At 58.2% G+C, this 24,306-nt stretch carries 17 protein-coding genes and 2 pseudogenes; 7 read left to right on the top strand and 12 right to left on the bottom strand.

Going from position 1 to position 24,306, the window contains the following annotated elements; genetic code table 11:
- Positions 1–249 precede the first annotated feature (249 nt).
- From BLT65_RS39405 to BLT65_RS39370, 9 genes and pseudogenes are all read right to left on the bottom strand, one after another.
- The gene (locus BLT65_RS39405) at positions 250–2,934 is read right to left on the bottom strand and encodes a winged helix-turn-helix domain-containing protein (protein ID WP_167306623.1); all 2,685 of its coding nucleotides are present in this window, start codon (positions 2,932–2,934) and stop codon (positions 250–252) included.
- 198 nt (positions 2,935–3,132) lie between these two features.
- Positions 3,133–4,308 (bottom strand): acetyl-CoA C-acyltransferase, encoded by a 1,176-nt coding sequence (locus BLT65_RS39400; protein WP_091788806.1) that lies wholly within the window; start codon positions 4,306–4,308, stop codon positions 3,133–3,135.
- Positions 4,309–4,323: 15 nt separating this feature from the next.
- The gene (locus BLT65_RS39395; RefSeq protein WP_091788803.1) at positions 4,324–6,450 is read right to left on the bottom strand and encodes a 3-hydroxyacyl-CoA dehydrogenase NAD-binding domain-containing protein; all 2,127 of its coding nucleotides are present in this window, start codon (positions 6,448–6,450) and stop codon (positions 4,324–4,326) included.
- Positions 6,451–6,898: 448 nt separating this feature from the next.
- A complete protein-coding gene (locus tag BLT65_RS48185) occupies positions 6,899–7,465 on the bottom strand; it encodes a CobW C-terminal domain-containing protein (protein ID WP_244186957.1) in 567 nt (188 codons plus the stop codon).
- Positions 7,466–7,468: 3 nt separating this feature from the next.
- Entirely contained in the window at positions 7,469–7,687 is a 219-nt protein-coding gene (locus BLT65_RS48180) for a CobW family GTP-binding protein (RefSeq protein ID WP_244186956.1), read from the bottom strand.
- Positions 7,688–7,692: 5 nt separating this feature from the next.
- Positions 7,693–8,133 carry an SET domain-containing protein gene (locus BLT65_RS39385; protein ID WP_091788799.1) on the bottom strand — a complete coding sequence of 147 codons (441 nt, stop codon included), beginning with the start codon at positions 8,131–8,133 and terminating at the stop codon, positions 7,693–7,695.
- A 662-nt stretch (positions 8,134–8,795) separates the two neighbouring features.
- Positions 8,796–9,607 (bottom strand): annotated as a pseudogene (locus BLT65_RS39380) (IS5 family transposase).
- Between the two features lie 100 nt (positions 9,608–9,707).
- Positions 9,708–11,000 carry an MFS transporter gene (locus BLT65_RS39375; protein ID WP_091788796.1) on the bottom strand — a complete coding sequence of 431 codons (1,293 nt, stop codon included), beginning with the start codon at positions 10,998–11,000 and terminating at the stop codon, positions 9,708–9,710.
- Between the two features lie 245 nt (positions 11,001–11,245).
- Complete coding sequence (locus tag BLT65_RS39370; RefSeq protein ID WP_244186954.1) at positions 11,246–12,244, bottom strand: GntR family transcriptional regulator; 999 nt, start codon at positions 12,242–12,244, stop codon at positions 11,246–11,248.
- Between the two features lie 306 nt (positions 12,245–12,550).
- Between BLT65_RS39370 and acnA the strand changes: the two genes are divergently transcribed.
- The 4 genes from acnA to BLT65_RS39350 all read left to right on the top strand — a co-directional run bounded on the left by acnA (position 12,551) and on the right by BLT65_RS39350 (position 18,859).
- Entirely contained in the window at positions 12,551–15,142 is a 2,592-nt protein-coding gene (gene acnA / locus BLT65_RS39365) for an aconitate hydratase AcnA (protein ID WP_091788793.1), read from the top strand.
- A 2-nt stretch (positions 15,143–15,144) separates the two neighbouring features.
- The gene (locus BLT65_RS39360) at positions 15,145–16,218 is read left to right on the top strand and encodes a lactonase family protein (RefSeq protein WP_091788789.1); all 1,074 of its coding nucleotides are present in this window, start codon (positions 15,145–15,147) and stop codon (positions 16,216–16,218) included.
- An 11-nt stretch (positions 16,219–16,229) separates the two neighbouring features.
- Entirely contained in the window at positions 16,230–17,411 is a 1,182-nt protein-coding gene (gene prpF / locus BLT65_RS39355) for a 2-methylaconitate cis-trans isomerase PrpF (protein ID WP_091788786.1), read from the top strand.
- Between the two features lie 104 nt (positions 17,412–17,515).
- The gene (locus BLT65_RS39350; protein ID WP_091788782.1) at positions 17,516–18,859 is read left to right on the top strand and encodes a 2-hydroxycarboxylate transporter family protein; all 1,344 of its coding nucleotides are present in this window, start codon (positions 17,516–17,518) and stop codon (positions 18,857–18,859) included.
- Between the two features lie 153 nt (positions 18,860–19,012).
- Here the strand turns inward: BLT65_RS39350 and BLT65_RS39345 are convergent.
- A pseudogene (locus tag BLT65_RS39345) lies at positions 19,013–19,207 on the bottom strand (transposase domain-containing protein); the annotation flags it as partial.
- A 161-nt stretch (positions 19,208–19,368) separates the two neighbouring features.
- On the opposite strand from BLT65_RS39345, the gene BLT65_RS39340 reads away from it, so the two are divergent.
- The 3 genes from BLT65_RS39340 to BLT65_RS39330 are packed head-to-tail and all read left to right on the top strand — an operon-like array spanning position 19,369 to position 22,997.
- On the top strand, positions 19,369–20,004 hold the full coding sequence (locus BLT65_RS39340) for a hypothetical protein (RefSeq protein WP_091788779.1): 636 nt from the start codon (positions 19,369–19,371) through the stop codon (positions 20,002–20,004).
- On the top strand, positions 20,001–21,995 hold the full coding sequence (locus BLT65_RS39335) for a helix-turn-helix domain-containing protein (RefSeq protein WP_091788776.1): 1,995 nt from the start codon (positions 20,001–20,003) through the stop codon (positions 21,993–21,995). The genes BLT65_RS39340 and BLT65_RS39335 overlap by 4 nt, the downstream gene beginning before the upstream one ends.
- 24 nt (positions 21,996–22,019) lie before the next feature.
- The gene (locus BLT65_RS39330) at positions 22,020–22,997 is read left to right on the top strand and encodes an AAA family ATPase (protein ID WP_091788772.1); all 978 of its coding nucleotides are present in this window, start codon (positions 22,020–22,022) and stop codon (positions 22,995–22,997) included.
- Positions 22,998–23,100: 103 nt separating this feature from the next.
- Here the strand turns inward: BLT65_RS39330 and BLT65_RS47710 are convergent, their stop codons facing one another.
- Together BLT65_RS47710 and BLT65_RS47465 are read right to left on the bottom strand one after the other, a co-directional pair.
- Positions 23,101–23,313, bottom strand: coding sequence for a hypothetical protein (locus tag BLT65_RS47710; protein ID WP_091788769.1), 213 nt, complete (start codon positions 23,311–23,313; stop codon positions 23,101–23,103).
- A gap of 781 nt (positions 23,314–24,094) precedes the next feature.
- A complete protein-coding gene (locus tag BLT65_RS47465; RefSeq protein WP_167306622.1) occupies positions 24,095–24,268 on the bottom strand; it encodes a hypothetical protein in 174 nt (57 codons plus the stop codon).
- Between the last annotated feature and the right edge of the window lie 38 nt (positions 24,269–24,306).

Below are 24,306 nucleotides of genomic sequence, written 5' to 3'. Positions count from 1 at the left end.
CGCGATTGCCAATTCATGCTGGACGTTGAGGACATACGGCCCGTACCCGCACGAACTGTGAAGAAACTGTATGCCGCAGACACGGCATAACGCCCCTCCCACGAGGGAAGGGGACGGTAGGAGACAACCCTATTTGATGGAATCGGACATGGCGTTTGGGCGTGACCGACGCTGTCTTCGAAGACAGCGCAATACCCGATGAAGAGCCTGCAATCTTGAAAAGTTGGTGGGCGCCGCTTGTCAGCGCCCCTACTTGCCGGTCGTGTCGACGATACCGAGCAAGTGAGCGCGCTTGACAGCATGAGCGCGATTGCCGGCGTCAAGCTTCGCAAAAATGTTCTTGACGTGCCACTTGACAGTTCCCGCACCGATATCGAGGGCGAAGGCGATTTCCTTGTTGGACATGTTTGTCGCCAGCAGGCCCAAAATCTCACGTTCCTTTGACGTCAGCAAGGCGTCCGCAAAGGCTCCGCTGCGTTTCGCCGTTCTGTCGGCGGCGTCCCCTTTTATGGAGTGCCCTGGCACGGAGGGGCCTGACAACGGGTGCTCGGGCGCGGAAAGCGCCTGGAGCAAATCGCTCACACGAAAGTCGGTCTCTTGGGAAATTTCCCGTAGGCCATTCAATGCGTCAGGATGAGTCTCCAACAGCGTGCGGACCATGCCGCTGGCTCTCGCCAAACTCAGTGACTCCCGGAAAAGGTCCGACACATCGACGTTCGTACTGTGTCGCAGGGCGACCGCACGCAACAATCTGATCTCGACGCTGTCGCGCCCGAGCCCCATCAGGTCGGCACATCGGGCTGCCGTTGTCAGATGCTCGACTGCCTGCGTCCATTCGCGCAACATCAGCGTTTGATAGGCGAGAGCCCGATGCTTGTGGAGCGTGACCCATGATTCGATTGCCGGACGGTTCGCGACGTATGGGCCCTGACAGATGGCCTCAAGCTTCCGGCATAACCTTGCGACCGTTTCCGGACGACATGCCTGGGCATGCAACCGGACCTGCTCGCAGAGGCCGGCGATTTGCAGCCGCGGCATGCTACGAGCTTCGCCCAAAACGATCATCGAATCGAGGTATTCAAGTCCACGAGACTCCTGTCCAGCATGCACAGCAAGCCGCGCCAAAGCGAGATAGGCAAGCATGACCGCTTCAGGCACCGCCGCCCGCTCTATAACGTCAAGTCGATAGGAAAGAATGGCTTGCGGTTCCTGAACACCACCCATCTCCCACAGCGTCGCGGCAAGGACCGTTGCCATCATGCAGGGAATCGGATTACGACGGCCCATATCCTGCTCGCAACGCGTCAGAGCCGCACGCAGGTATTGCTCAGCCATGCGAACCTGACCTTCCCATAGGTAGGACAATCCGACCCCGAACTCAGCGAATCCGCTCGAATAATCTTCAGCGTCGCTGGATATCGATTGTGCTACCTGCGTCCATATGTGCCGCGCCTTGCCGATCTCATATTGCTGGAAGCTCAGCGAGCCGAGTACGTTCTTGAAAATGCGCTCGGTCTTCTCGTCAAGCTCCGGCGGTGTCTGGACAATCCATGGATCGATGGACTGCATAGAGCGTTCCGGCTGATCGTCGAAGTTGGCAGCTACGGCAGAGATAAGCGCCGCTTCGAATCGCTGCCGAACATCGCCCCCGCGCTCAGAGACAATGTATTCGATGATCCGCTCAGCTTCCTGTCGCCTGTTGGTCAACGCAAGGGACCAGGCAGCAGCCGTCCACAAAGATTGCCGCCGCCTAAGTTCGGCCGCCGGAAGCCTGTCGATCCATTTCAGGACCTCCGATATGTTCCCGCGGTATCCGACCTGATAGAGAGTTCGTTCGGCCAGTGCATATGCCACGTCGTCCTGTCCCGCGAGCAGTGCGTGCCTTGCCGCCTCCTCATATAACTCCTGCTCGCCCAACCAATTACAAGCTTGTTGGGAAATGTAGCGTCGTTCTTCGGCCGGCAGGGAATGAAACCGTGTCAGCAGAAAGTCGCGTGCGAGACCATGCATACGCATCCACTGCGAACCTTCCGCATGAAGGAACACTGGGGTGTCTCGCTCCAGACGTGCCAGCAGGTCCCCCACGTCGTAGGTGGAAAACACGGCCGCACAGAGCGCAGGGTGAATTACATCGAAAATCGAGATTCGCGTCAGGAAATTGCTCAATTCGGGCGCGAGCCTATCGATCAGATTCTCGACGAAGTAGCGCTGGATGTCGCCAGCACGCGCGGATACCCCACGGATCGCCGCCTGTACGTCGTGACTCTTTCTCAGCGTGGCGATAACGAGTTGGAGACCGAGCGGCCATCCCTCAGTCTGCTCATGTAGCTTCCCCGCCGCCTCGATACTGATCTTGTCGTCAAAGTGTTTGGCGATGATCGCGATGGTCTCGTCGTAGGTGAACGACAAGTCGCTGGTGGAAATGCGAGCCACAATGTTCTGGTCGGCTATGTCTGGAATGTCCAAAACCGTGCCGGACCGTGAACTGACGACGAGCTGAAAATTGGCTGGCGCATTGCGAATCAGGTAACCCAACGCCTCATATAACCGATCGCCGCGAGACCGCTCCACGTTGTCGATGATGGCGACGACGTCGAAAGGAAGGTCGGCAATCTGCGCGAGCAATTCCGTCAGAGCCTCGATGCCAGACTCCTGGTCGCGAAACCCGCCCAGGAAGGCAGAGTCCCCTCCCCGCTGGGCTTTCACACTGGCCAGCACGCCACCTACGGCTCGCGCGACACGCAACGCATCATCGTATTCGTCGGCTGTCAGCCAGACGACAACAGCCCCTCGTGCCTGTGCACTTCGACGCCATTGGATCAGCAATGAAGTCTTTCCAAAGCCCGCCGGCGCCTGAACGCAAATTGCGGGCTTGTGCGATATCCCCATTCGATCCAGCGACAGCCGCGCACGCGGAACCAGAGCATCACTCATGCGGGGTGGCGTCGTCTTCAAGACGAGTTGCGGATCGAGTTTCTCAGAGCCCATTCTCGTTGTGTCTTGGCAAAATCGGATGCGAGCATGCAATCTTGCCAAGACACAGCGGTGCTATCCATTGGAACATCCCCGTATATCAGGTCGATGCCGTTCGCTCACGACGTCGATCCCGTGCGTCGAACCGAACGAACTATCTCAAATGACTTCAAAGATTGCTGCGGCGCCCATTCCCCCGCCGATGCACATGGTGACGCCAACCCGCTTTGCACCGCGCCGCTTACCCTCGAGCAACGCATGGCCAACGAGCCGTTGACCACTCATTCCGTAAGGGTGACCGAGTGCAATTGCGCCACCGTTCACGTTGAGGGATTCGTCAGGAATTCCAAGTTTGTCGCGACAATAGAGCACCTGGACAGCAAATGCCTCGTTCAACTCCCAAAGGTCGATATCATTCACGGAAAGACCCAACCTTGCGAGCACTTTCGGCACAGCATAGGCCGGTCCCACGCCCATTTCCCCCGGCTCACACCCGGCAACCGCGAAACCGAGGAAGCGGCCAAGCGGGGTCAGTCCTTTACGTTCGGCCACTCTTTCAGCCATCACAACGCATGCACCCGCTCCATCGGAGAACTGACTGGCGTTGCCACCCGTGACCACCCCGCGTTGCAAGGCTGGGCGAATTCCTGCGAGCGTTTCTTTCGTCGTACCACTGCGCGTACCCTCGTCTCGCGCCACCGTGACTTGACGGGTAACGAAGCCCCGTTCGGAGTCGATAACGCCAGCCGTCACATCGATAGCGGCGATTTCCTGGTCGAAAAGGCCGTCCGCCTGGGCTGCGCAGGCCCGCTGCTGACTACGTGCGCCGTACTCATCCATCCGCTCACGAGAAATACCGTACTGCGTTGCCACCTGCTCCGCTGTTTGCAGCATCGTCCAATAGAGTTCGGGTTTGGCTTCCGCCAGTGCGGGGTCGAGCGCCATATGGCGGTTCATCTCGCGCTGGACACAGGAGATGCTTTCCACCCCCCCTGCCACGTAAATCTCGCCTTCGCCGGCAATGATCCGTTGCGCGGCGAGGGCAATCGCCTGAAGGCCTGAAGCACAAAAACGGTTGACCGTCACACCCGCCACGCTTGCTGGACATCCGGCCGCCAACGCGATCTGGCGAGCGATGTTCGAACCGGTAGCGCCCTCCGGATTCGCGCATCCCATGATGATGTCTTCGACTTCGGACGCTTCGATGCCCGCACGGCGCAATGCATGTTGCACCACGTGTCCTCCTAGCGTCGCACCGTGCGTCATGTTGAACGCACCCTTCCAGCTTTTCGCCAGGGGCGTTCGCACGGTCGAGGCAATCACGATATCTTTCATGAAAAACAGTCCTTGTTAGTGCCCTTGGTCGATGTCAAAAATCTGGCCTGTCTCTGCGAGTTTCTCGATCAACGTCGCAGGTTGCCAATACGAGCAGTCGTCCAGCGGGTTCCTCGAGAAACGCTTCATTGCCTCGCGGACATTCCATATCCCCGCCTGGCTCGCGTAATGCATCGGCCCACCCCGCCATGCTGGGAACCCATACCCCGTCACATACACCACATCGATGTCGCTCGCCTTGCTCGCTATGCCTTCCTCGAGAATCTTGGCTCCCTCATTGACCAGGGCGTACACCAATCGATGGACGATTTCGTCCTCGGAGATCAAGCGTGGTTCAAGTCCCAACGAATTCCGATGCGCCCGAAGGAGCTCGTCAACGACAGCACTGGGGACGGCATCGCGCCTGCCTTGCACATAGTCGTACCAGCCGGCACCAGTTTTCTGGCCGAATCGGCCCATTTCGCAAAGTGAATCAGCAATCCGGCTGTACTTGACGTCAGGTCGCTCTACATACCGACGCTTACGTATCGACCATCCGATGTCGTTTCCCGCCAGATCGCTCATTCTGAATGGCCCCATTGCAAACCCGAATTTTTCGATGGCTGCATCCACCTGTTGCGGACTGCACCCCTCTTCGAGCAGGAATCCGGCTTGCCGTAGATATGGATCGATCATCCGATTGCCGATGAACCCGTCACATACTCCCGACACCACACAGACTTTATTGATCTTTCTACCGATGTGTATCACCGTGGCTAACACATCACCGGCCGTCTGTTCGCCGCGCACAACTTCCAGCAGGCGCATGACGTGCGCAGGACTAAAGAAGTGCATACCCACCACGTCCTGGGGACGCTGTGTCAGCTGTGCCAACCAATTGAGATCCAGCGTCGACGTGTTGGATGCGATGATCGCGCCCGGCTTCAGCGTTGTGTCCAGACGTTTGAACACGGCCTCCTTAACCGCTTTGTCCTCGGATACCGCCTCGATCACCAGATCCACATCCGCGATGTCTTCGTAGCTGGCAGTCACGCGCAACAATGCCAATCGATTTTCCAGATCGGCGACCGGAAGTGTGCCCTTCTTGACCTGCGCTTCGTAGGTCTTCCGAATGGCATCGGACGCGGCATTCAAAGCGTCCTCTTTTGCATCCACAAGCGTGACACGGACCGCAACATTCAAGAAACCCATGGTAATCCCGCGCCCCATCGTGCCAGCGCCTATCACTGCCACTGACTTCACCTCTCTGACGGGAACGCCCGCATCCACATCCGGGATTTTGGCGGCAGCCCGCTCAGCGAGGAACAAATGCCGCAAAGCCTTGCTTTCGGACGAACCAAGCAGGTCTTCGAATGAACGTCGCTCCTTGGCGAGACCGTCATCAAACGGCATCAAGACCGATGCCTCCACCGCGTCGATACACTTGCCCTCCGCAGGAGCGTTCTTTGCCTCTCCCTCGATCATGTTTCGGACAAACTGGAAGTACCCCTCGCTATTCGCGTAGCAACACGGAATATCCCGTATGCGTGGCACCGGATCACCGCACTCAACGCGTAAGGCCGCATCGCGCGCGAACCCGATCGCCTCGTCCAGCAGCCCCTCCTGCGAAAGGATCAGCTTCGCAATCAGCTTTTGGCCAGGCACATTTGAAAGTGCTTTTGCACTAGTCGCCTTTCCGCTCAGGATCATATTGAGCGACGCCTCGACGCCAAGCACGCGTGGCAGCCGTTGCGTGCCACCCGCACCGGGAATGAGGCCAAGTTTCACCTCGGGCAGCGAGATCATGCAATCCACAACAGCGACGCGGTAGTGACAAGCCAGTGCCAGCTCCAGGCCGCCACCCATGACCAAACCGTACAATGCAGCCACAATCGGCTTACCAAGGCCCTCCGCATATGCGACAACCGCACGAAGATCGGGAGCCAGGAATGTCCTCAGCGATGCGAATTCACCGATGTCGGCCCCACTGGAAAAATTACGTCCGCTACCCGTCAATACGATCGCCACGACGGTAGGGTCTCCGTTCGCGCGGGCCAGCGCATTCACGAGAGCCGCTCGCGTGACCAGATCCAGGGCGTTTGTCGGGGGGTGTTCGAGGCTGATTACAGCCACGTCTTGATGGATTCGATATTGCACTGTCATCTAGGTCTCCAATGGCGGGTCCACGAGTCGTGCTTGTCAGCCCACGAATCCGGTCAACGTTAGGCCAACCCGCTTTGCTTCGCCCCTCCCAGTCGGGAGGGGATCAGCAACTGGGCGCGAATTCCGGAGCTGGTCGGCCGCAACAAAAGGGGATCAGCGGGTTATCGCGGAAAGCTAAACCCCGAGTTCAGGTCTGCCCGACATGGGGAGCAGCGACCATTACACTTGTGCATCGCCGCCATAAGGGTTTGCGATACAGATACATTTGTGCGCTCCGGACGCGTCACAGGCTTGAACTGAGGATTGCTACGCGGAAACTGCGAAGCTTGAGATGAGGGCGTATCTGGGGGTCCCCTTACGCCCAGGTCGCTCGATCGGCCCACCTCAGCAGATCATCGAGGTGTCAGCGGCTCGAGAAGGCGCGCACCCCGCGTCGACAAAGTGGAAGTTAAGCCGAACAAAACTGATGGCCTGTTGTCAAAAAAGTCAGGGAGCGTGGAAAGGAGACGCCAGACGTCGTCGCCGTCACGGATATCCTGCGACCGCCTCCGCATCGAACGCATCGGCACCCGGCAGATGCAACCATTCGTTTGGGCCCGGATCGATTTCGGGAACGGTCAGCAGACACGCATCGATCCTGCCGCAGCCGGTCGTGGTCGACCGCCTGTCCAATGAACACGATTTCCTGCCGGCAATCGCCGACCGGCTCCTCCCATTTGTCGAGTACGCCTTGACGACGATAGTCGTCGCGCGGCCAGTCCGGCTGCGGAACGAAGCACCACCAGCGTCCGACGTAGCCCCATTGAAAGCGTCCGCCAGTCTGCACGAGCATACCGATATCGACATGGCGATGCGCAGCCCAGAAATAACCCTTGCAGCGAAGCAGGCGACGCTTGCTCCACGGTTGCTGTAACCACGCCAGGAGACGCGCCGGATGAAACGGCGCGCGCTCCCGATAGACCCATGACGCGATCCCATACGACTCCGATTGCGAGGGCCGAACGTCGGCCTGCATCTGTTACATCCAGCCCGGCGATTTGACGAGCGCCGGCAGATCGAACCGGCCGGTGTGCAGCACTTCTGACGGATCGAATTTGCCGTTCGCCATCGGAAGGAACCGCGCGGACGGATTCAGCGAGGCGAGCGCCGCGCGCAGCCGGACGAACTCCGCTTCGCCAATCCGGTCAATCCGGCTTACCGGGATCACCTTCGCGTATTCGACCTGCTCGACCAGCAATCTGTTCACACGGCATCTGCCAGCATCGACCGACGGCAATCTGCCGCAGCACACTGGCACGCATACTGTGCCTTGACGTCTTCGTTCAGCGGATCGTCAATGGCCAGCAAATAGTCAATAAGCAGTTCTTCGCCGGCGTCGATCGGCCTGAGCGCGTGGACGAAGATGCGGCCGGCATCTTCAATAGTCTCGCAGTTGGGTGTACACGCATGGTTGAGCCATCGTTCGCTATTGCCGCCTTGGTTACCGTCGATCACGCGCCCGTCCGACAGGCCAAACAGGAATGTGTGACCTTCGACACCTTCGCGTTGACGACGACGAACCGCGTCGCGCCATGCGATGATTTCGCCCTTGTACTCAAGCACACGTTCCCCCGCTGCGAACGGCCGCACTGCAAATACACCGTTGCCATGAACTGACGATCTCCGGACGGTCACGCACAGCATACTGTTTCCTTGACTGATATTCGCATCAGTATAAAAGCGGCAAATTTCCGTATCCACTGCGACGTGATGCGCAGTTCGTCAACTCCTCGGGCAATCAGGTTGAAGTGGAGAGTTTGTTCCGACGCCTGCTACTTGGGCGGAAAGTCGACAGACCGCCCTGCGACGGCGTCGAAATAGTCGTAGACACGGCGAAAAAGACCGCCATTATCGTTGTTCTCGTTCGGATCCCCTGCGCCATTGCCCGAACTGAAAACGCTTCTGTACTCGACAACTATTAACCTATCCGTATTTTTCGGTGCCCTCGCCTCTAAACATCATCGACGATGTAGCCTGCGGTTCCGAGCCGCCGGCCCCGAAAATCGCCTGCCTACTATCCATTGACCATGTGTTCGATCGCACACGGTCATGCGCCGCTGCGTTCCGATATTTTTGCGTATACACCTGCGTATACAGGTGAACATTATGTCATTTTTTATTTTAGTTCAATCGCTTACAATTAATATTCGAGTCCTCGCCTGAAACCAGAAAATTTTCCGCCAAACAAATAGGATTCCTATGTATATGGAAATACTCTCCACATACACCGAAATTTTGTTTATTCGCCCGGCGCCAAACATGGCGATCCGAATGCAAACGGGTACATTCTTGAGCACTTACAGGCCTTAACAAAATGACGTTTTCAGTCGTCTCCAGCAGATGATGCAGCATGCGATTTTCATGAAGGCTTCGTGGATGAATGCAAGACGTCCGAAGCGGATGCGCAGCCGTCGGAAGTCGTGAAGCCAGGAGATGGTGCGCTCGACGACCCAGCGGGTTGTGCCCAGTCCGCTGCCGTGAGGTTCGCCTCGTCGGGCGATTTCAGTGTCGATGCCGGCAGCGTGTAGTGGACGGCGGTATTTGTCGTGATCGTAACCTCGGTCGCCTTGAACGATCCGGGGTTTCGAAAGCGGGCGGCCAGGTTTGCCGGCGATGCGCGGGATGGCGTCAACCAGCGCGTGAAGCTGGGTGACATCGTGGCGGTTGGCGCCAGTGAGGATTACCGCGAGCGGGATGCCTTGTGCTTCTGTGATGAGGTGGTGCTTTGAACCTGGTCGCGCACGGTCGGTGGGATTGGGTCCCGTTTTTGACCCGCACCAACCGCGCGGGTCGATGAGGAGTCGACGACCACGCGCGACCAGTCTATGCGGTCCGCTTCGCGTAGCTTTGCAAGAAGCAGTCGTGCAGTCGGTACCAGACGCCGGCGGCCTGCCAGTCGCGCAGACGGCGCCAGCAGCTCATGCCGCTGCCGCAACCCATCTCGCGCGACAGCAGGTCCCGACGCAGGCCTGTCTGTAAGACTAAATAGAATGCCGGTGAGCACTGCACGATTGTCGAGCGGCTTGCGACCCGGATAACGGGTTCGCGGTGGTTTGGGAGGGGGCAGCAGGGGTTCAATGAGTGCCCACAACTCATCATCGAGTATCGGCTTGGCCACGTCCTTTCCGTTACCGAAACAATAATGAAGTTAACATCAATCGCTGCGAGTTAACAGCCCCTGCATCATTTTGTTAAAGGTTCTTAGTCGGAGATATGAATCAAACCGCAGGCTCGGCTTCCGGGGGCGTGACGCGAGCCGTCATCGGCGAACGCGTCATCGTCAGCACGACCGTCGCACCTGCCAGCAGGAGCAAGCCGGCAATACCGAATGCCCAGTCGTAACTTCCTGTTTGTGCAACGACATGCCCTGTTGCGATCGGGGCGATCAGTCCAAAAGTATTTCCGCCGACGACCACAAACGCCATCGCCTTTGCGACATCGCGAGAATTCGGCAGCAGGTCATTAAGAAGCGCGAAATTCAGCGACGTGGTCGAAGCGATGCCGGTCAACGTGATCGAAAAGACCGCCAGTAAAACGGTCAGATTTGAAATAAAAGGGACCGCGAGAATAGCTGTGCCGGCAAGCATTGCCAGCGCCACGGCATTACGTCGACGGCCGCTGCCAACACCGCTTTTTTTCAGATAACGGTCGCTCAGACGACCCACGAAGATGCACAGAATCACAGCGGCAGCATAGGGAACTGCGGAAAAAAGTCCTGTATGCGTAATGCTCAGTCCGCGGCTAGCCTGCAAATAGCTAGGCAGCCATGTGAGAAAAAGGTACTGCGTGTAGACGTTGCATCCTTGCGTGATAGCGAGGCCCCACAAGGTCGGTGTGCGCATGAGCGAAAGTAGGCCGCTCGACTCAGCGCCGGCAGATGCGCTGACAACCGGTCCCGTGTCCCGCTCGCGAACAATCTTTTCCCGTTCTTCTGCTTTCAGCCACTTCGCCTTTTCTGGCGCGTTAAAGAAGACAAGCCACGCTGCGAGCCAGACAAAACCGATACCGCCAGCGATGACAAACGAAATGCGCCAACCATACAGCGCGATAAGCGAGCCCAGAATCACTGAGCAGATCGCTGGTCCTGCGTAAGATCCGCTATTGAACATCGATGTCACCATGCCACGCTCGTTCGCCGGTATCCATTGCCGGATAACCTTCGCGCCAACCGGGTTACTGACCGATTCACCGCCGCCCATAACCAGCCGCGCCATAAGCAGTGCGCCAAATGAACTCGCAGCACCTGTCAACGCTGTCGCCGCTGACCAGATGAAGATACCGACGCCCGCCATCCGCTTGGTGCCGTACCGATCGATAAGGAACCCCATGGGAAGAAGAAAGAGCGCATAGCTCCAGATAAACGACGAAAACAGGTAACCCATGCCCACCGCGGTCAGCTTGAATTCACGCGCAATCGGTGTTGCAGCGATCGATAGCGCGATCCGGTCCATATAGTTGATCATTGATAGCGAGAACAGAAAAGCGGCTATCCAGCCTCGGCGGTATGACATGGTTGTCTCCAAATATATGAGCGACTCAAAGCTCGCGTCATCAGGTGTTCATGCGGCGTTGACGCTGCGGGTGTCTCCGCTACGATTTGCGCAAAATATTAAATAAACGCAATGATGAAAGTTAAGTGTGTTTTATAAACAACGGTTTGACTTAAATGTGTAATCTTAGATATGCGTTTTATAGAATAAAAATGCACTTTGGATCGCAAAAAAGCGGCGAAGAACGACTTTCCGCCGCATCTAGGTCAAGCTTCAAACACCTCTTGGGCATGGACTTTCGCCCTCCGCGCCCCTTCAATATGGTCGCGCAGTAGCGCGGCAGCCTTCAGCAGATCTTGGCCGGCGATTGCCTCAAGAATAGCGAGATGCTCCAGTGCCTGACCTTGCCGAGGTTTGCGTGCCTTGGCCTGCCGGTACTCGACCAGTCGACGCAGTCGGTCCATGCGTCGAACCGACTGCGCGATAAACCGGTTGCCTGACCATTTCGCGATCGTTTCGTGAAACTCGCTGTTCGCTTCGAATAGCTCGATCGAGTTCATCGTCAGATATCCGCCGTCGACGATGAACTGTTGGCGACGCTTCAGCGCTTCCAACTCCACGCGGTTCGCACTGAATGTCGGTGAAAGAATACCCGTAGGCTCGATCGCCGCCCGGAACAGATAACTCTCTTCATAAGCCTCCACCGAATCGATCATTGGCATGAACTGCCATCCATGACCGACCTGCCGTTCGAGCCAGCCTTCTTCCTGCATAAGCGATAGAACTCGCCGCAGCGCGCTTCGCGAGACCTCGTACTGGCGCATCAGGTCCGCCTCGGATACGACGTCAGGCAAGCGACGAGCGAGCCGATCAGCGGCGATCTTCAGATACAGCGGCTCTTCCGGTTCATCAAAAAACTGAGATGCAACGTCCGTCACTTCGCGGGCCGACTTTGCCATAAAAAAGCCACGGTTCGTGTCGTAATAAACCACCCCGAGCGTAACCAGATGGTGCAAGGCGACGTTCACAGGCGTACGCGACGTGCCAATCCGCTCCGCGAGCACCGACTCGGCGAGCCTGTCGCCCAACGCCAGGTCATCACGGCGCACCAAGGTAAGGATCTCCCGCGTGACACGGGTCTGCAACGGAGTAAGAGCAACTGGGGCTTGTTCGGAAGAGGCCATGGCGCGTAAAGGCAGTTCGCGACCGTCCACGACCGCCAGATAAGGCGGTGCACCTGAATAGTCGATCTGGGATTTTGCCATTGCTCGCTCACATCCGGATTGCCATATGGCTCGCCACTCGACGCGCCACGGGAAATTGCACTGCGCCGGCCATGAATCCAACCGTTCTGCATTGCGTTTATTGATCATAAAACGCAGTGACCTTGAACGCAAGGAACATTTTCCAGGCTAGTTGAAAACCCCTATACGGCGGATTCAGCGACGCAAAAGCTGAGATTGACAAGGGTTAACACGAGTGAAAATCACGTTTGCTTATTGCGTTTTATAGCCATAGAATGCAGTCAACCGAGCCGACGCCCGCCCGTATCCCTTGTAAGAGAGAACACCATGCCCCGCAATCTCCCCGGTCACACACTCACTTTCGTCAACGTTCGCGACGCGATCGATGCCGCCCTGTTCGAGAAAATGCCATTCAGCGTGCGCGTATTTGCCGAAAACATCGTGCGCAAGCAGCCAACTGCTGAAGCGGGGACATACCTGCAGGCACTGGCCGAGCGTCGTCATGACGTGGACCTCCCGTATTACCCGGCACGGGTTGTTCTTCAGGATCTGCTGGGCACGCCAGCGCTCGTTGATCTGGCCGGGATGCGTGATGCAGTCGCGGAAGCCGGTGGCGATCCGACTGCCATCAACCCCGTGGTGCCAACCCATCTGGTGGTGGACCACTCGCTCAACGTAGAAGTGGCGGGCACTGATCCCGACGCCATGACGAAGAATATGGCGATCGAAAAAAGCAAAAACGCAGAGCGCTTCGAGTTTCTCGCATGGTGCAAACAGGCCTTCACCAATCTCGACGTGCTGATGCCTGGGAACGGCATCCTCCACCAGGTCAATATCGAACACCTGTCTCCCGTCATTCAGGTGAAGGACGGGATCGCGTTCCCCGACACCCTCGTCGGGACGGATAGTCACACCACAATGATCAACGCGCTCGGCGTACTGGGTTGGGGTGTGGGCGGTATCGAGGCTGAATCCGTCATGCTTGGACGTGCGGTCTGGCTTCGCCTGCCCACCATCGTCGGGGTCGAACTGAAGGGTTTCCGCCAGCCCGGCATCACGGCAACGGATCTGGTACTGGCTATTACCGAGTTCCTGCGCAAACAGAAAGTGGTGGGTACGATCATTGAGTTCTATGGTGAAGGGGCTCGCGCGATGACGTTGAGCGACCGGGCGACGATCTCCAATATGGCGCCCGAATTCGGCGCCACCGCAGCACTGTTTGCCATCGATCAAAAGACGCTCGATTTCCTTCGCCTGACGGGACGTACTGAAGCGCAGATCGCACTGACCGAGGCCTACGCCAAGGCTCAGGGCTTGTGGGCGGATGATTTCGCCCACGCAGAATACGACCGCGTGCTTTCGTTCGACCTGTCGGGTGTTGGCCGTGCGCTTGCGGGGCCCGCAAACCCCCACGATCGTGTGCCGCTTTCAAGCCTGGTTTCGAAGGGCATCGCCCGCCCTCAGGCAGCCACTGCGGCCGAACTTCAGAACAGTGTCTCGGGCAACCTGAAAGACGGTGCAGTCGTGATCGCCGCGATTACAAGTTGTACGAATACGTCGAACCCTCGCAACATGATTGCGGCCGGTCTCGTGGCCCGCAAAGCGGTCGAACTCGGACTCGAGCGCAAGCCCTGGGTAAAGACCTCGCTAGCGCCCGGCTCGAAACCGGTGGAGAGCTACCTTCGTGCGGCGAACCTGATGGACCCGCTCGAAGCGCTCGGCTTCGGCATCATCGGTTTTGGGTGCACCTCGTGCAATGGGATGTCAGGTCCACTTCCGAAAGAGATTGAAACGGAGATTGTCGACCGTGACATACATGCGGTGGCGGTACTTTCGGGCAACCGGAACTTCAATGGCCGCATTCACCCGCGTGTGAAGGAGGCTTTCCTTGCATCGCCGCCGCTCGTTGTTGCCTACGCGATCGCAGGAACCATTCATATCGACATCGAAGAAGGCGTGCTCGGTACAGACAAGTCCGGTACGCCGGTCTACCTGAACGATCTGTGGCCGTCCGACGAAGAGATCGATGCGCTGCTGAAGGAAAGCGTCCGCGGTGACCAGTACCTGAAAATTTACACGGAGATGTTCCGCAAAAGCGAACTGGGCGAGGGGCAGGAAGCAGTCCCGGCGAGGTTCCCGTGGCGCGAGGACAGCAACTACATTCGTCGCCCGCCATATTGGCAAAGCAGCCTGACGAATGCAGCGCGATTCACGGATATGCGGGCGATTGGCGTGTTCGGCGATAACGTGACAACCGATGATCTCTCACCGTCGGGAGCCATCCTCCCAGAAAGCGCGGCGGGCGAGTACCTGATCCAGCACGGCGTCGAGCCGGCGGAGTTCAACTCGTACGGCACGCGTCGCGGCGATCACCTGGTCGCAATCCGCGCGACGTTCGCGAACAACCGGCTGCACAACGAAATGGCCGGTGGCAAGGAAGGATCGCTCACTCGCATGGAGCCGGAAGGCACGATCATGCGTCTGTTCGACGCGGCCGAACTGTACGTCTCGCGTGGGCAGGAATTGATCGTGATCGCCGGCAAGAACTACGGGTCGGGCTCCTCACGCGACTGGGCTGCGAAGGGTGTACGTCTGATCGGCGTGCGGGCAGTCGTATGTGAAAACTTCGAACGGATTCATCGCTCGAACCTGGTGGGCATGGGCGTGCTGCCGCTCGAATTCGTCGAGGGATACGATCGCGCGACGCTGGCGCTCGACGGGTCGGAAGTCTATGCCGTTGAAGGAGTCGAAGAAAAGGTCGCACCCGGCACCACCCTGACGTTGCGTATCACCCGCAAGAATGGAGAATCAGTCAGCGTACCCGTGAAGTGCCGGATCGATACCGAAGAGGAAGCGGAGATCTTCAATGCTGGTGGGCTGTTGCCGCGTATCTCAAGCGAAATGTATGAGGCGGCGTAATCATGGCTTCCGTCTTTGCCTACGTCGGATGCCGCACGACACGCGAGCGCAACGCGCGCGGCAAGGGAATCGGTGTCTATGCGGTGGACACATCGTCGGGCGCGTGGGAGAGCGTCGAGGTGTTCGAGCCCCTCGAGAACCCCAGCTTTCTTGCCCTCAACGAAGCGCAAGACGTGCTGTATGCCGTGCACGGTGACGGAGCAGAGGTCAGCAGTTTTGCGGTTGATCCGGCAAACGGGCGGTTGAGTCTGCTGAACAGGCAGGCGTGCGGGGGGCGCAATCCTGTACACCTCGCCTTGTCGCGTAGCGGCGACGCACTCGTCGTCGCCAACTATGCGACGGGGTGCGCAGCCCGGTTGCCGGTTGGTGAGAACGGTACGCTTGGCACCGTCGCGGCAGTCGTCGAACTGCCCGGTGCGCCAGGTCCTCACCGGATCGAGCAAGGCTCATCGCATCCACACCATATCGCCCGGTATGCAACCAGGCGCTACAACACCGATTGGCACATCGTGCCCGACAAGGGACTCGATACCGTTTTCGCGGTGAAGTGGGACGGAGTGTGCGGCAAGGCGGTCGTGACCTCGGGTCGCAGCCGCGAGGGCTCTGGTCCGCGTCACGCCGCGTTCCATCCGACGCTCCCGATCATCTACGTAGCAAACGAACTGGACTCCACGTTGACTGCCTGGGGATTCGAGCCGTTGAGCGGCGCACTCGAACCACTGCATACGATATCCATGCTTCCCTGCTCGCGCCACGAAACTTCCCGTGCTGCGGGCATTGCAATCCGTCCGGACGCCAGTGCCCTGTATGTCTCGAACCGAGGTCACGACAGTATTGCCACGGTCGGGCTCGACGGCACGACTGGTATCCCGGTGGGAGCGCAGTGGACCGAAGCCCACGGACAATGTCCGCGATTTCTGTGTCTGAGCCACGACGCCCGCATGCTTTATGTCGCTAACGAGCTTTCCGATTCGATCGTCCAGTATTTGATCGAAGCTGAACACGGCACTCCAACACCAACAGGTCGCATCGTGCAAACGGGTAGCCCCGTATGCATCGTCTTCAAATCTCATTAGGAAGATCCATCATGGCTCAATACAAGATCGCGGCGACCTACATGCGCGGCGGTACAAGCAAAGGCGTCTTCTTTCGCGCGGATGACCTCCCGGCTGACACGATACTGCGCGACAAGATCCTTCTACGCGTCATTGGCAGTCCCGACCCGTATGAGAAGCAGATTGATGGCATGGGCGCCGCGACCTCCAGTACGAGCAAGCTGGTTCTGGTTGGCCCGTCCTCACGGCCTGACTGCGACGTCGACTATCTGTTCGGCGCCGCGTCGATCGAAAAGCCGGTTATCGACTGGTCCGGCAATTGCGGCAATCTGACGTCGGCGGTCGGCCCGTTCGCCGTCACGCAGGGCTTTGTCGATGCGCCGAAAGACGGCGTGGCGGTCGTGCGCATCTGGCAGGCGAACATCAACGCGAAAATCATCGCGCACGTACCCATGAAAGACGGACAGGTGGTCGAGGAAGGTGACTTCGAACTCGACGGCGTGACATTCCCGGCCGCTGAAATCCGCATCGAATTCCTGGACCCGGGCGGCTCGGAAGATGGTGAAGAAGCTGCAGGAGGCATGTTTCCGACCGGGAACCAGATCGATACGCTCGACGTTCCGGGTTACGGGGCCTTCGAGGTCACGATGATCAACGCAGGCAACCCGGCGATTTTCATCGACGCGGAAGATCTGGGCCTGCGAGGCAACGAGATGCAATCTGATGTCAACGGACACGCGGCGTTGCTTGAGAAATGCGAAGCGATCCGCGCACACGCTGCCGTACGCATGGGATTGGCGCAAACCGCTGAAGAAGTGACCGCGTTGCGACCGCATACACCTAAGCTCGCATTTGTTTCGATTCCCGCGGCGTATATCGCCGCAAGCGGCAAGACCGTGGAGCCTTCAAGCGTCGACATCAATGCGCGCATCCTGTCGATGGGCAAACTCCACCATGCAATGACAGGTACCGGCGCAGTAGCGATCGCGGTAGCCGGCGCGATTCCCGGCACGGTGGTGAACCGGCTGGTGGATGGCAAAGTTTCGGACCAGCTTCGCTTTGGACATCCGTCGGGTGTGATGGCCGTTGGGGCCGAGGCCGAGCAGCGCGATGGTGCCTGGGTTGTGACGAAAGCGATCATGAGTCGCAGCGCCCGTCGTTTGATGGGTGGTCACGTGTTTGTGCCGTCCTCGCTCGATCCAGCCCAAAACTGAAAACCAATTACGCCGACGCTGCATGCAGGCACTTAGACGCGTGCAGCAAAGCCACACGATAAAACCGGCGTAAGACCGGTCGCGTGAACTGACGGAGAGAGACGATGGAACGTGCTGGTGAATTGTCGATGGACGCTCAAAAAGTGGCACGCGTCCCGTTTTGGCCCAACGGATGGTGGGCTATCGTGGAGTTGCGTGTCGGCATCATTCCTTTACCGATTTATGTGCTGCTGGTCGGATTGATTGTTGCGTTCGTTGTGACCGGAAAGGTACCCGGCGAGATTTCAATGGCGATTGCGGTACTCGTCGTCTGCGGTTTTACCTGTGCGGAAATCGGAAAGCGACTGCCGTTTTTCCGGAAAATCGGCGCGGGGGCAATTGTCGCCACGTTCCTGCCTTCAGCGCTGGCGTTCCACCATCTACTGCCCGAGAAACTGCTGACCATGGTGACAACCTTCACCAACGTAAGCAATTTCATGTACCTCTTCATTGCGTCGATCATCGTCGGCAGCATTTTCAGTATGGACCGGTATGTGCTGATCCGTGGCTTCGTGAAGATTTTTATCCCGCTTGCCGTCGGCTCGTTGATGGCGGGAGTGGTAGGCACGATGGTCGGCACGGCGCTGGGCCTCGGCATGCAACACACCTTGCTTTACATCGTTATTCCCATCATGGCAGGAGGAGTCGGCGAAGGCGCAATCCCGCTTTCAATCGGTTACTCCGAAATTCTGAACGTCGCGCAAGGGCCAATATTTGCCCAGGTGCTGCCCTCGGTAATGATTGGGAGTCTTTCGGCCATACTTTTCTCGGGCCTTCTGAACTGGCTTGGAGAAAAAATGCCGCATCTCACGGGTAACGGCATACTGCAACCCGTGCATGAAGACAACGATGCGCCCAAGGAAGAAATACCCAGTGCTCCTGATGTGAACACCGTGGCGGCTGCGGCGATCACCGCAATCTCACTTTATCTTGTGGGACTTCTGTGTCACCGGTTACTTGGCCTGCCGGCTCCCGTCGCCATGTTATTCGTTGCCGTGTTCATCAAGGTCGGCAGATTCGTGTCGCCGAATCTGCAAGGCGGTGCCCGCATCGTCTATCAGTTCTTTTCGACCGCCGTCACGTATCCGCTGCTGTTCGCGATCGGCACTGCGATGACACCATGGGACAAACTAATGGCGGCAATCAACGTACCGAACGTAGTCACGATCGTTTGTACGGTTGCCACGCTAATGGGCACAGGGTTTTTTGTCGGGAAATGGCTCAAGATGTATCCCATCGATGCAGCCATCGTCAACGCTTGCCATAGCGGACAAGGTGGCACCGGCGACGTGGCGATTCTCACCGCTTCCAATCGTATGAGCCTGATGCCGTTCGCTCAGATCGCCACTCGCATTGGCGGGGCGCTAACCGTCACTGTGACGTTACTCGTGCTTTCGCGCATGCATTGAAGCCACCGGCTGGTTGCATCGTGGCGCAAGCGGAAACGCCGCTTCAAGTGAGGCATGGTGGTGGTGGCGATCTGGAGAGTAACGGGTGAGTCGGGGGAGATCCTGTCCATGATCGGCGATCGTGGACGCGATCTATCTGGATTTACCCGGCAATCAGGAAGCGGATGCGGGTGGGCTGGCCTTCGTGGGCAGCCTGGGGGCCACGTTCCAGGGCAGCAGTTCTTCGATGCGATTGATCTTGTGATCAGCGATATGGGTCAAGACGTATTCGAGGTAGGCACGCGGATTGATCCCGTTGAGCTTGCACGACCCGATCAGACCGTACATCGCGCGTAGACCGTAATGATTCTGTCACTACCCCGGCCCCGCAACCACGGGCTAAAGCGGTATTCCGGTGACGCTTTTATTTACCATCGAATCGGAATAAAAACGTCAACTCGCGTAAGTGCGGATTAAATTCGTCACCTCGCCTCCTACACTTCGAATCCCGTCCGTAAGCTACTGATCTTATGGAACATTCTCCGCACACGCGCGAGCCGCTCCCGCTCGTCCGCTCGCGCGGCGCTCACCGGTTCGAAGCGTTCAGCCCAAAGCTTGCGCGCCGCGTCATGTTTTATCGACGCCCATCGCTGGATCAATGGCTGCTGCTCGAGACCAATCCCCAGGTGATCGCATTCTGCGAACGCCCCGGCTATGTCCTGATCAACGGATCCCGCAGGCTCGTTGACTTCTGGTCCCACCATATCGACCACCAAGAATTAGTGTTCCTTATTGACCCTGATACCGATATCCCGGCGACCGTATCAGCTTGCGACGGTCACGATAGCGAGTTGCCGATCCGGTTTGTCGCGGCAGCTGAGCTCGCGGCCGCTCGTGTCTGGCTCGACAACTGGCAACGTATGCTCCCTTACCTTGTGACCAATAGCCGACTCGTTCCGCCGACACTGCCTGGAGCAATCGTCCGGCTTCTCAAACAATCTCAAAGATTGCTTGAGATCGAGCGGGAATTTGCGTCAACCGATCCCGTGCTGGTTCGCGCGGCCTTGTTTGGTCTGCTACATGATGGCAGGGCCAGCGCTCAGGAGCTTCGAACGCGACCGCTGTCCCTGCTCACCTCGTTCATCGCTACGGACACGACCCTATGAATCGCCGTAAACCCGATCTGCAAACGATCGACGTAAGCGCCTGGCCGACTGTTGCCTACACCGAATTCGACCCTGCGTTGCGGGCAAGGTTCGAGAAGCGTCAACAGGCGATCTTGCGTTACATCGACGGGGAATCGATCCGTGCAATCGAGAAGTCTATCGGCATCAACCGTCGTCAACTGTACCGTTGGCTCGAGCGCGCGCAGGCGCAACATCCCGACGGGCGACCTTTCGGCTTTCGGGGACTTCTTCCCTTTATACGAATTGCAGAGTATGAGCGCCTGAGCGCGATACAAGTGCAAGGAGAACGCGGCAGTCGAGGCACCGCTGGTGCTTTGGCTCAACTCTTTGAGCGCCATCCGGCGCTTGCGGGATGGCTGCTTCTTCAGGTCAAACGTCGCAAGGGGCTGCTTGAGCAGCTACATACCGATGGTCACTTGCGAACTCGCCTCCGTGGCTTGAAAGCGTTACACGATGATTTCCTGCAGCAATGCCGTTCTGTCGGGGTAACGGCCGGCGACTATCCGCTCAACACGGCCAACCGTGCGCTCCGATCGCTTTCCCGAGTCATAAAAGCAGAGATGTTGCGTACGTTCGGCACCGCCGCCCGTTCAGCGGGCGCATCGCATCTGAAGGGCCTACCGCGCCGGGAAGCTGCAGGCGCTCCAGTAGCGACGCGTCCATATCAGGTCGTCGAATTCGATGGCCACCGGCTCGACATCCGGCTCAAGGTCGTCGTGCGGGATCCGCTCGGCTTTGCGCATGAATTCGAGATAGAAAGGGTTTGGCTTCTTGCCATCATAGACGTGTGTACGCGCGCCGTGCTCGGTTACCACATTGCTATAGCTCGAGAATATTGCCGCTACGACGTGATCAAGACAATCGAGAATGCCCTTGAGCCTCATCATGCGCGGACATTCACGATCGCGGGCCTATCCCGCGGAACGCTGGATGGCTTCCCGTCCGAACGCCTGCCGGAATTGGCGTATGCAACCTGGGAATGGATCAAGCTCGACAACGCGAAAGCAAATCTGGCGCATGAAACGTTGACAGCCTTATGCGAATTCGTCGGCTGCGTTGCGGACGCTGGACCGAAATATAGTCCCGATGAGCGGCCCTACATTGAGCGGTTCTTTGGCACGATTGCCAGCCGATTGTCGTCGCGATTGCCTGGCTACACCGGCTCGAATCCACGGGACTTGCGTCGGGCACTGGCTGACCCTAAAGGCGACCTGCGCCTTTACGTCTCCCTCGACGAGCTAGGCGAACTGGTCGAGTACGCGATCGCCAACTATAACGGGACGCCGCACGCCGGGCTCAACAACGCGACGCCACTCGAAGCAATGGAGTACTTCGTGCGCAGCAGACAAACTCTGCTCGCCTGGCTCGCGGAACAGCGCCGCCGCACGCTCTGCCTCATGCAGTCGGCACGGCGCTGCCGCGTTCGTGCCTATATCGGGCAGGGCGTGCGACCTCACATCAATCTTTATCGTGTCCGCTACACAAACCGCGTGCTTGCCGCGAGCACGGATCTGATTGGCCAGCATCTACTGATTTATATGAACGCCGATGATCTTCGTTCGGTACGGGCTTTCCTTGCCGATGGCACAGAATTAGGTGTACTGGATGCACAGGGCGCGTGGCAGTTAGTGCCGCATAACCTCAAGCTGCGTCAGGAAATCTGCCGGCAATCAGGCAAGCGAGGACGGTTATCGGACTCGCACATCAATCCGATAGAAGCCTACGTTCAGCAGAAGCTCACACAGGCGAGGAAAACCCGGAAGGCCGCGACGGATCTCGCCCGTACGAAGCAGCTGCTGGCGTCAGCACCGAACGTACGTACACCTGTCGGTCCGGATCGCAAGGTCGAAACTGCAGTTCCATGCGCGCAGTCAACGATGCAGACGCAAGCGAACGCCCTCGCCGCTCCCGCGCCACCTGCACCGGTGCGTCCACGAAAACTCTCAATCGGCACGGGCCAGGTCTTTTAACTTCATCACTCTGGGGAGTGCGTCATGTCGTTAGACATCCCGCGTCCGATCGATCCTTCGCTGCATCCGCTCGTCACCGGCAATTACCGTCTCGCCACACCTGCGATCGAAGGCTTCTACGAACTTGTCATGCGCTGTCTTCGTTACCGGATCATGGGCGCCCTCATCTATGGCCCGTCGCGAGTCGGAAAGACGCGTGCCATAGAGTACGTCCGCCTTCTGCTGGCAAGGGAGCACCCCAAGATCACCACGTACCATGCCCAGTGCGAGCACAAGCCGCGCCATGCCGAGGGCCCGTTTTTTGCGACCCTGCTGGAGGCCGTTGGCGATACGGCGCCGAACGCTGGCACGACATCGAGCAAACGAACACGACTCTCGTTACGCATCCGTGAGGCTGCCGCCCGGGCCGGGAGCGGCACCGTCATCCTGTTCTGCGACGAAGCCCAACGACTCAACGATCACGAGTATGAATGGCTACGCGATGTACACGACGCGCTCGATCGTCAGCAGATCAAACTTTTCACGTTTCTCGTTGGACAGGAAGAACTGCTCGCACAGAAAACAGCCCTTCAGGTTGCGCAGAAAACGCAGATCGTCGCACGTCTCATGGTCGAAGAACTGGCGTTCGCCGGCATCCGCAACGCCGAGGATATCGCAACGTGCCTCAATGGATATGATCAGACCGCCTATCCTGAATGCACCCCCTGGAGCTTCACCCGCTTCTATCTACCTCATGCCTTCGACGCGGGCTATCGACTGACAGGAGACGCAGCAACGCTATGGCAGGCCTTCGAAGATGCACACCACAAGGCGAGTTTGCCTGGACCGTTAGATTTGCCCATGGAGTCTTTCGCGCGCGCGGTTGAGATCGTGCTCAAGGACAGCGAACTCAGGGACGCTCCGGGCTACTGCCCTGACTCAGCTTTGTGGACTCACGCTGTTCGCCACTGCGGCTACGTTCAATCACGACATGCGACCGGTCGTGTCCTTGCCACAGCGTGAGACGACTGCGCTCAAGGCGCCGCGCTTCCCAATACTTGCGTTTGGGGAGCACGAACTATCACTCGGGAGTGTCTTCAACCGCGACTGGCTGATACCGGGAGAGTCACTCCTCTCGATACTCTGGAAGTTCCGCTGCGCCAATGCGCTTCCAGCCGATCTTCTCGTCCAGAAGATACTGCCGGATATCAATCCGTCCGTGGGAGCTGCGCCCGTGCGCAAGCTTTTCAAACCTAGACGTTTGCGTCAGCTGCTGCGCCTGCCAGAGAGTGTCCTGGATATGTCGCTGCTCGACGCGTCTGCATCCGATCACTATCATCCGGCATTCCGCTTCTGTCGGCAGTGTGCAGCGCACGGCTACCACAGTGTGCTCTACCAGCTAACCGATGAACGACGCTGCCCTGTACATCGGGAGGCTCTCGAAACGCTCTGTCGTGGTTGCGGAGGCAAGACGCCCTTTGTCATCAACACCCGCACGATCGAGGCGCCATTCCGATGCGTCGCTTGCCACTCGCACTTCTGCTACGGTCGCCTTCCGCTGGTCTCCACAATCCCTGTGATGAGCAGGCGGGAGCGGGCTGAAATCCGTCGCTGGTTCTACTACGGGTAAGCGACAGCATGAGCGAAGCTTTCGCTCACAAGTCCGCCATCGTCGTTCTTGATGACGACACCGCGACACCGGCCGGTGACGAATTCATTTCGCTTCAGTTAACCTATTGATAAAGCTACGATTTCTCTTGCCTTCGGCCGCGGATTTAGGCGAGTTGACAGAATTAATGCCGAGTTTGTGTCAAATTTATTCCGGTCTACGACACCACAGCGTTATCGGCAAATAGGATAGTTTCTTGACTCCGGGTCCTGCAGACGGCATTTATCGGTCAGGACATCGGACTGGTGAAAAAACAGGATTGATGTGAAGTGCTGGCTCGCGGGAGCCGTTGGAGAGACATGAGCCGACCAGGCGCGCCGGACCGAAAGGTGCGGGCCTCCCGCAGGGCCGCCCGCCGGTGGTCCCCGCGATTCAATGCGGTAAGGTAGGGGCGGCAACGCGATCCGTCCTGCGGACCCGACAACGCCTTTTCCGTTGCTGATGCCTGCCGCTAGTCGGTCATCACGCGGGCGCGCAGGTGCTCGAGGGTCGCCTTCAGTTGTCGGCGCAGCTGTGGACCATTCGTGACCAGGTGCCCCTCACGCTCGAGCCGGTCAAGCAGATCGATCTCACGCAACAGGCGTTCGATTGCGCTGTTCGTATCGTCAGCTTTCTGTTCGGCCATAGCACCCGCCTTTTACTCTGCTTGTAGTCGGAAAATAG

Source organism: Paraburkholderia steynii (assembly GCF_900100565.1).
Lineage (GTDB): Bacteria > Pseudomonadota > Gammaproteobacteria > Burkholderiales > Burkholderiaceae > Paraburkholderia > Paraburkholderia terrae.
This window is presented reverse-complemented; position numbering and strand designations above follow the sequence as displayed.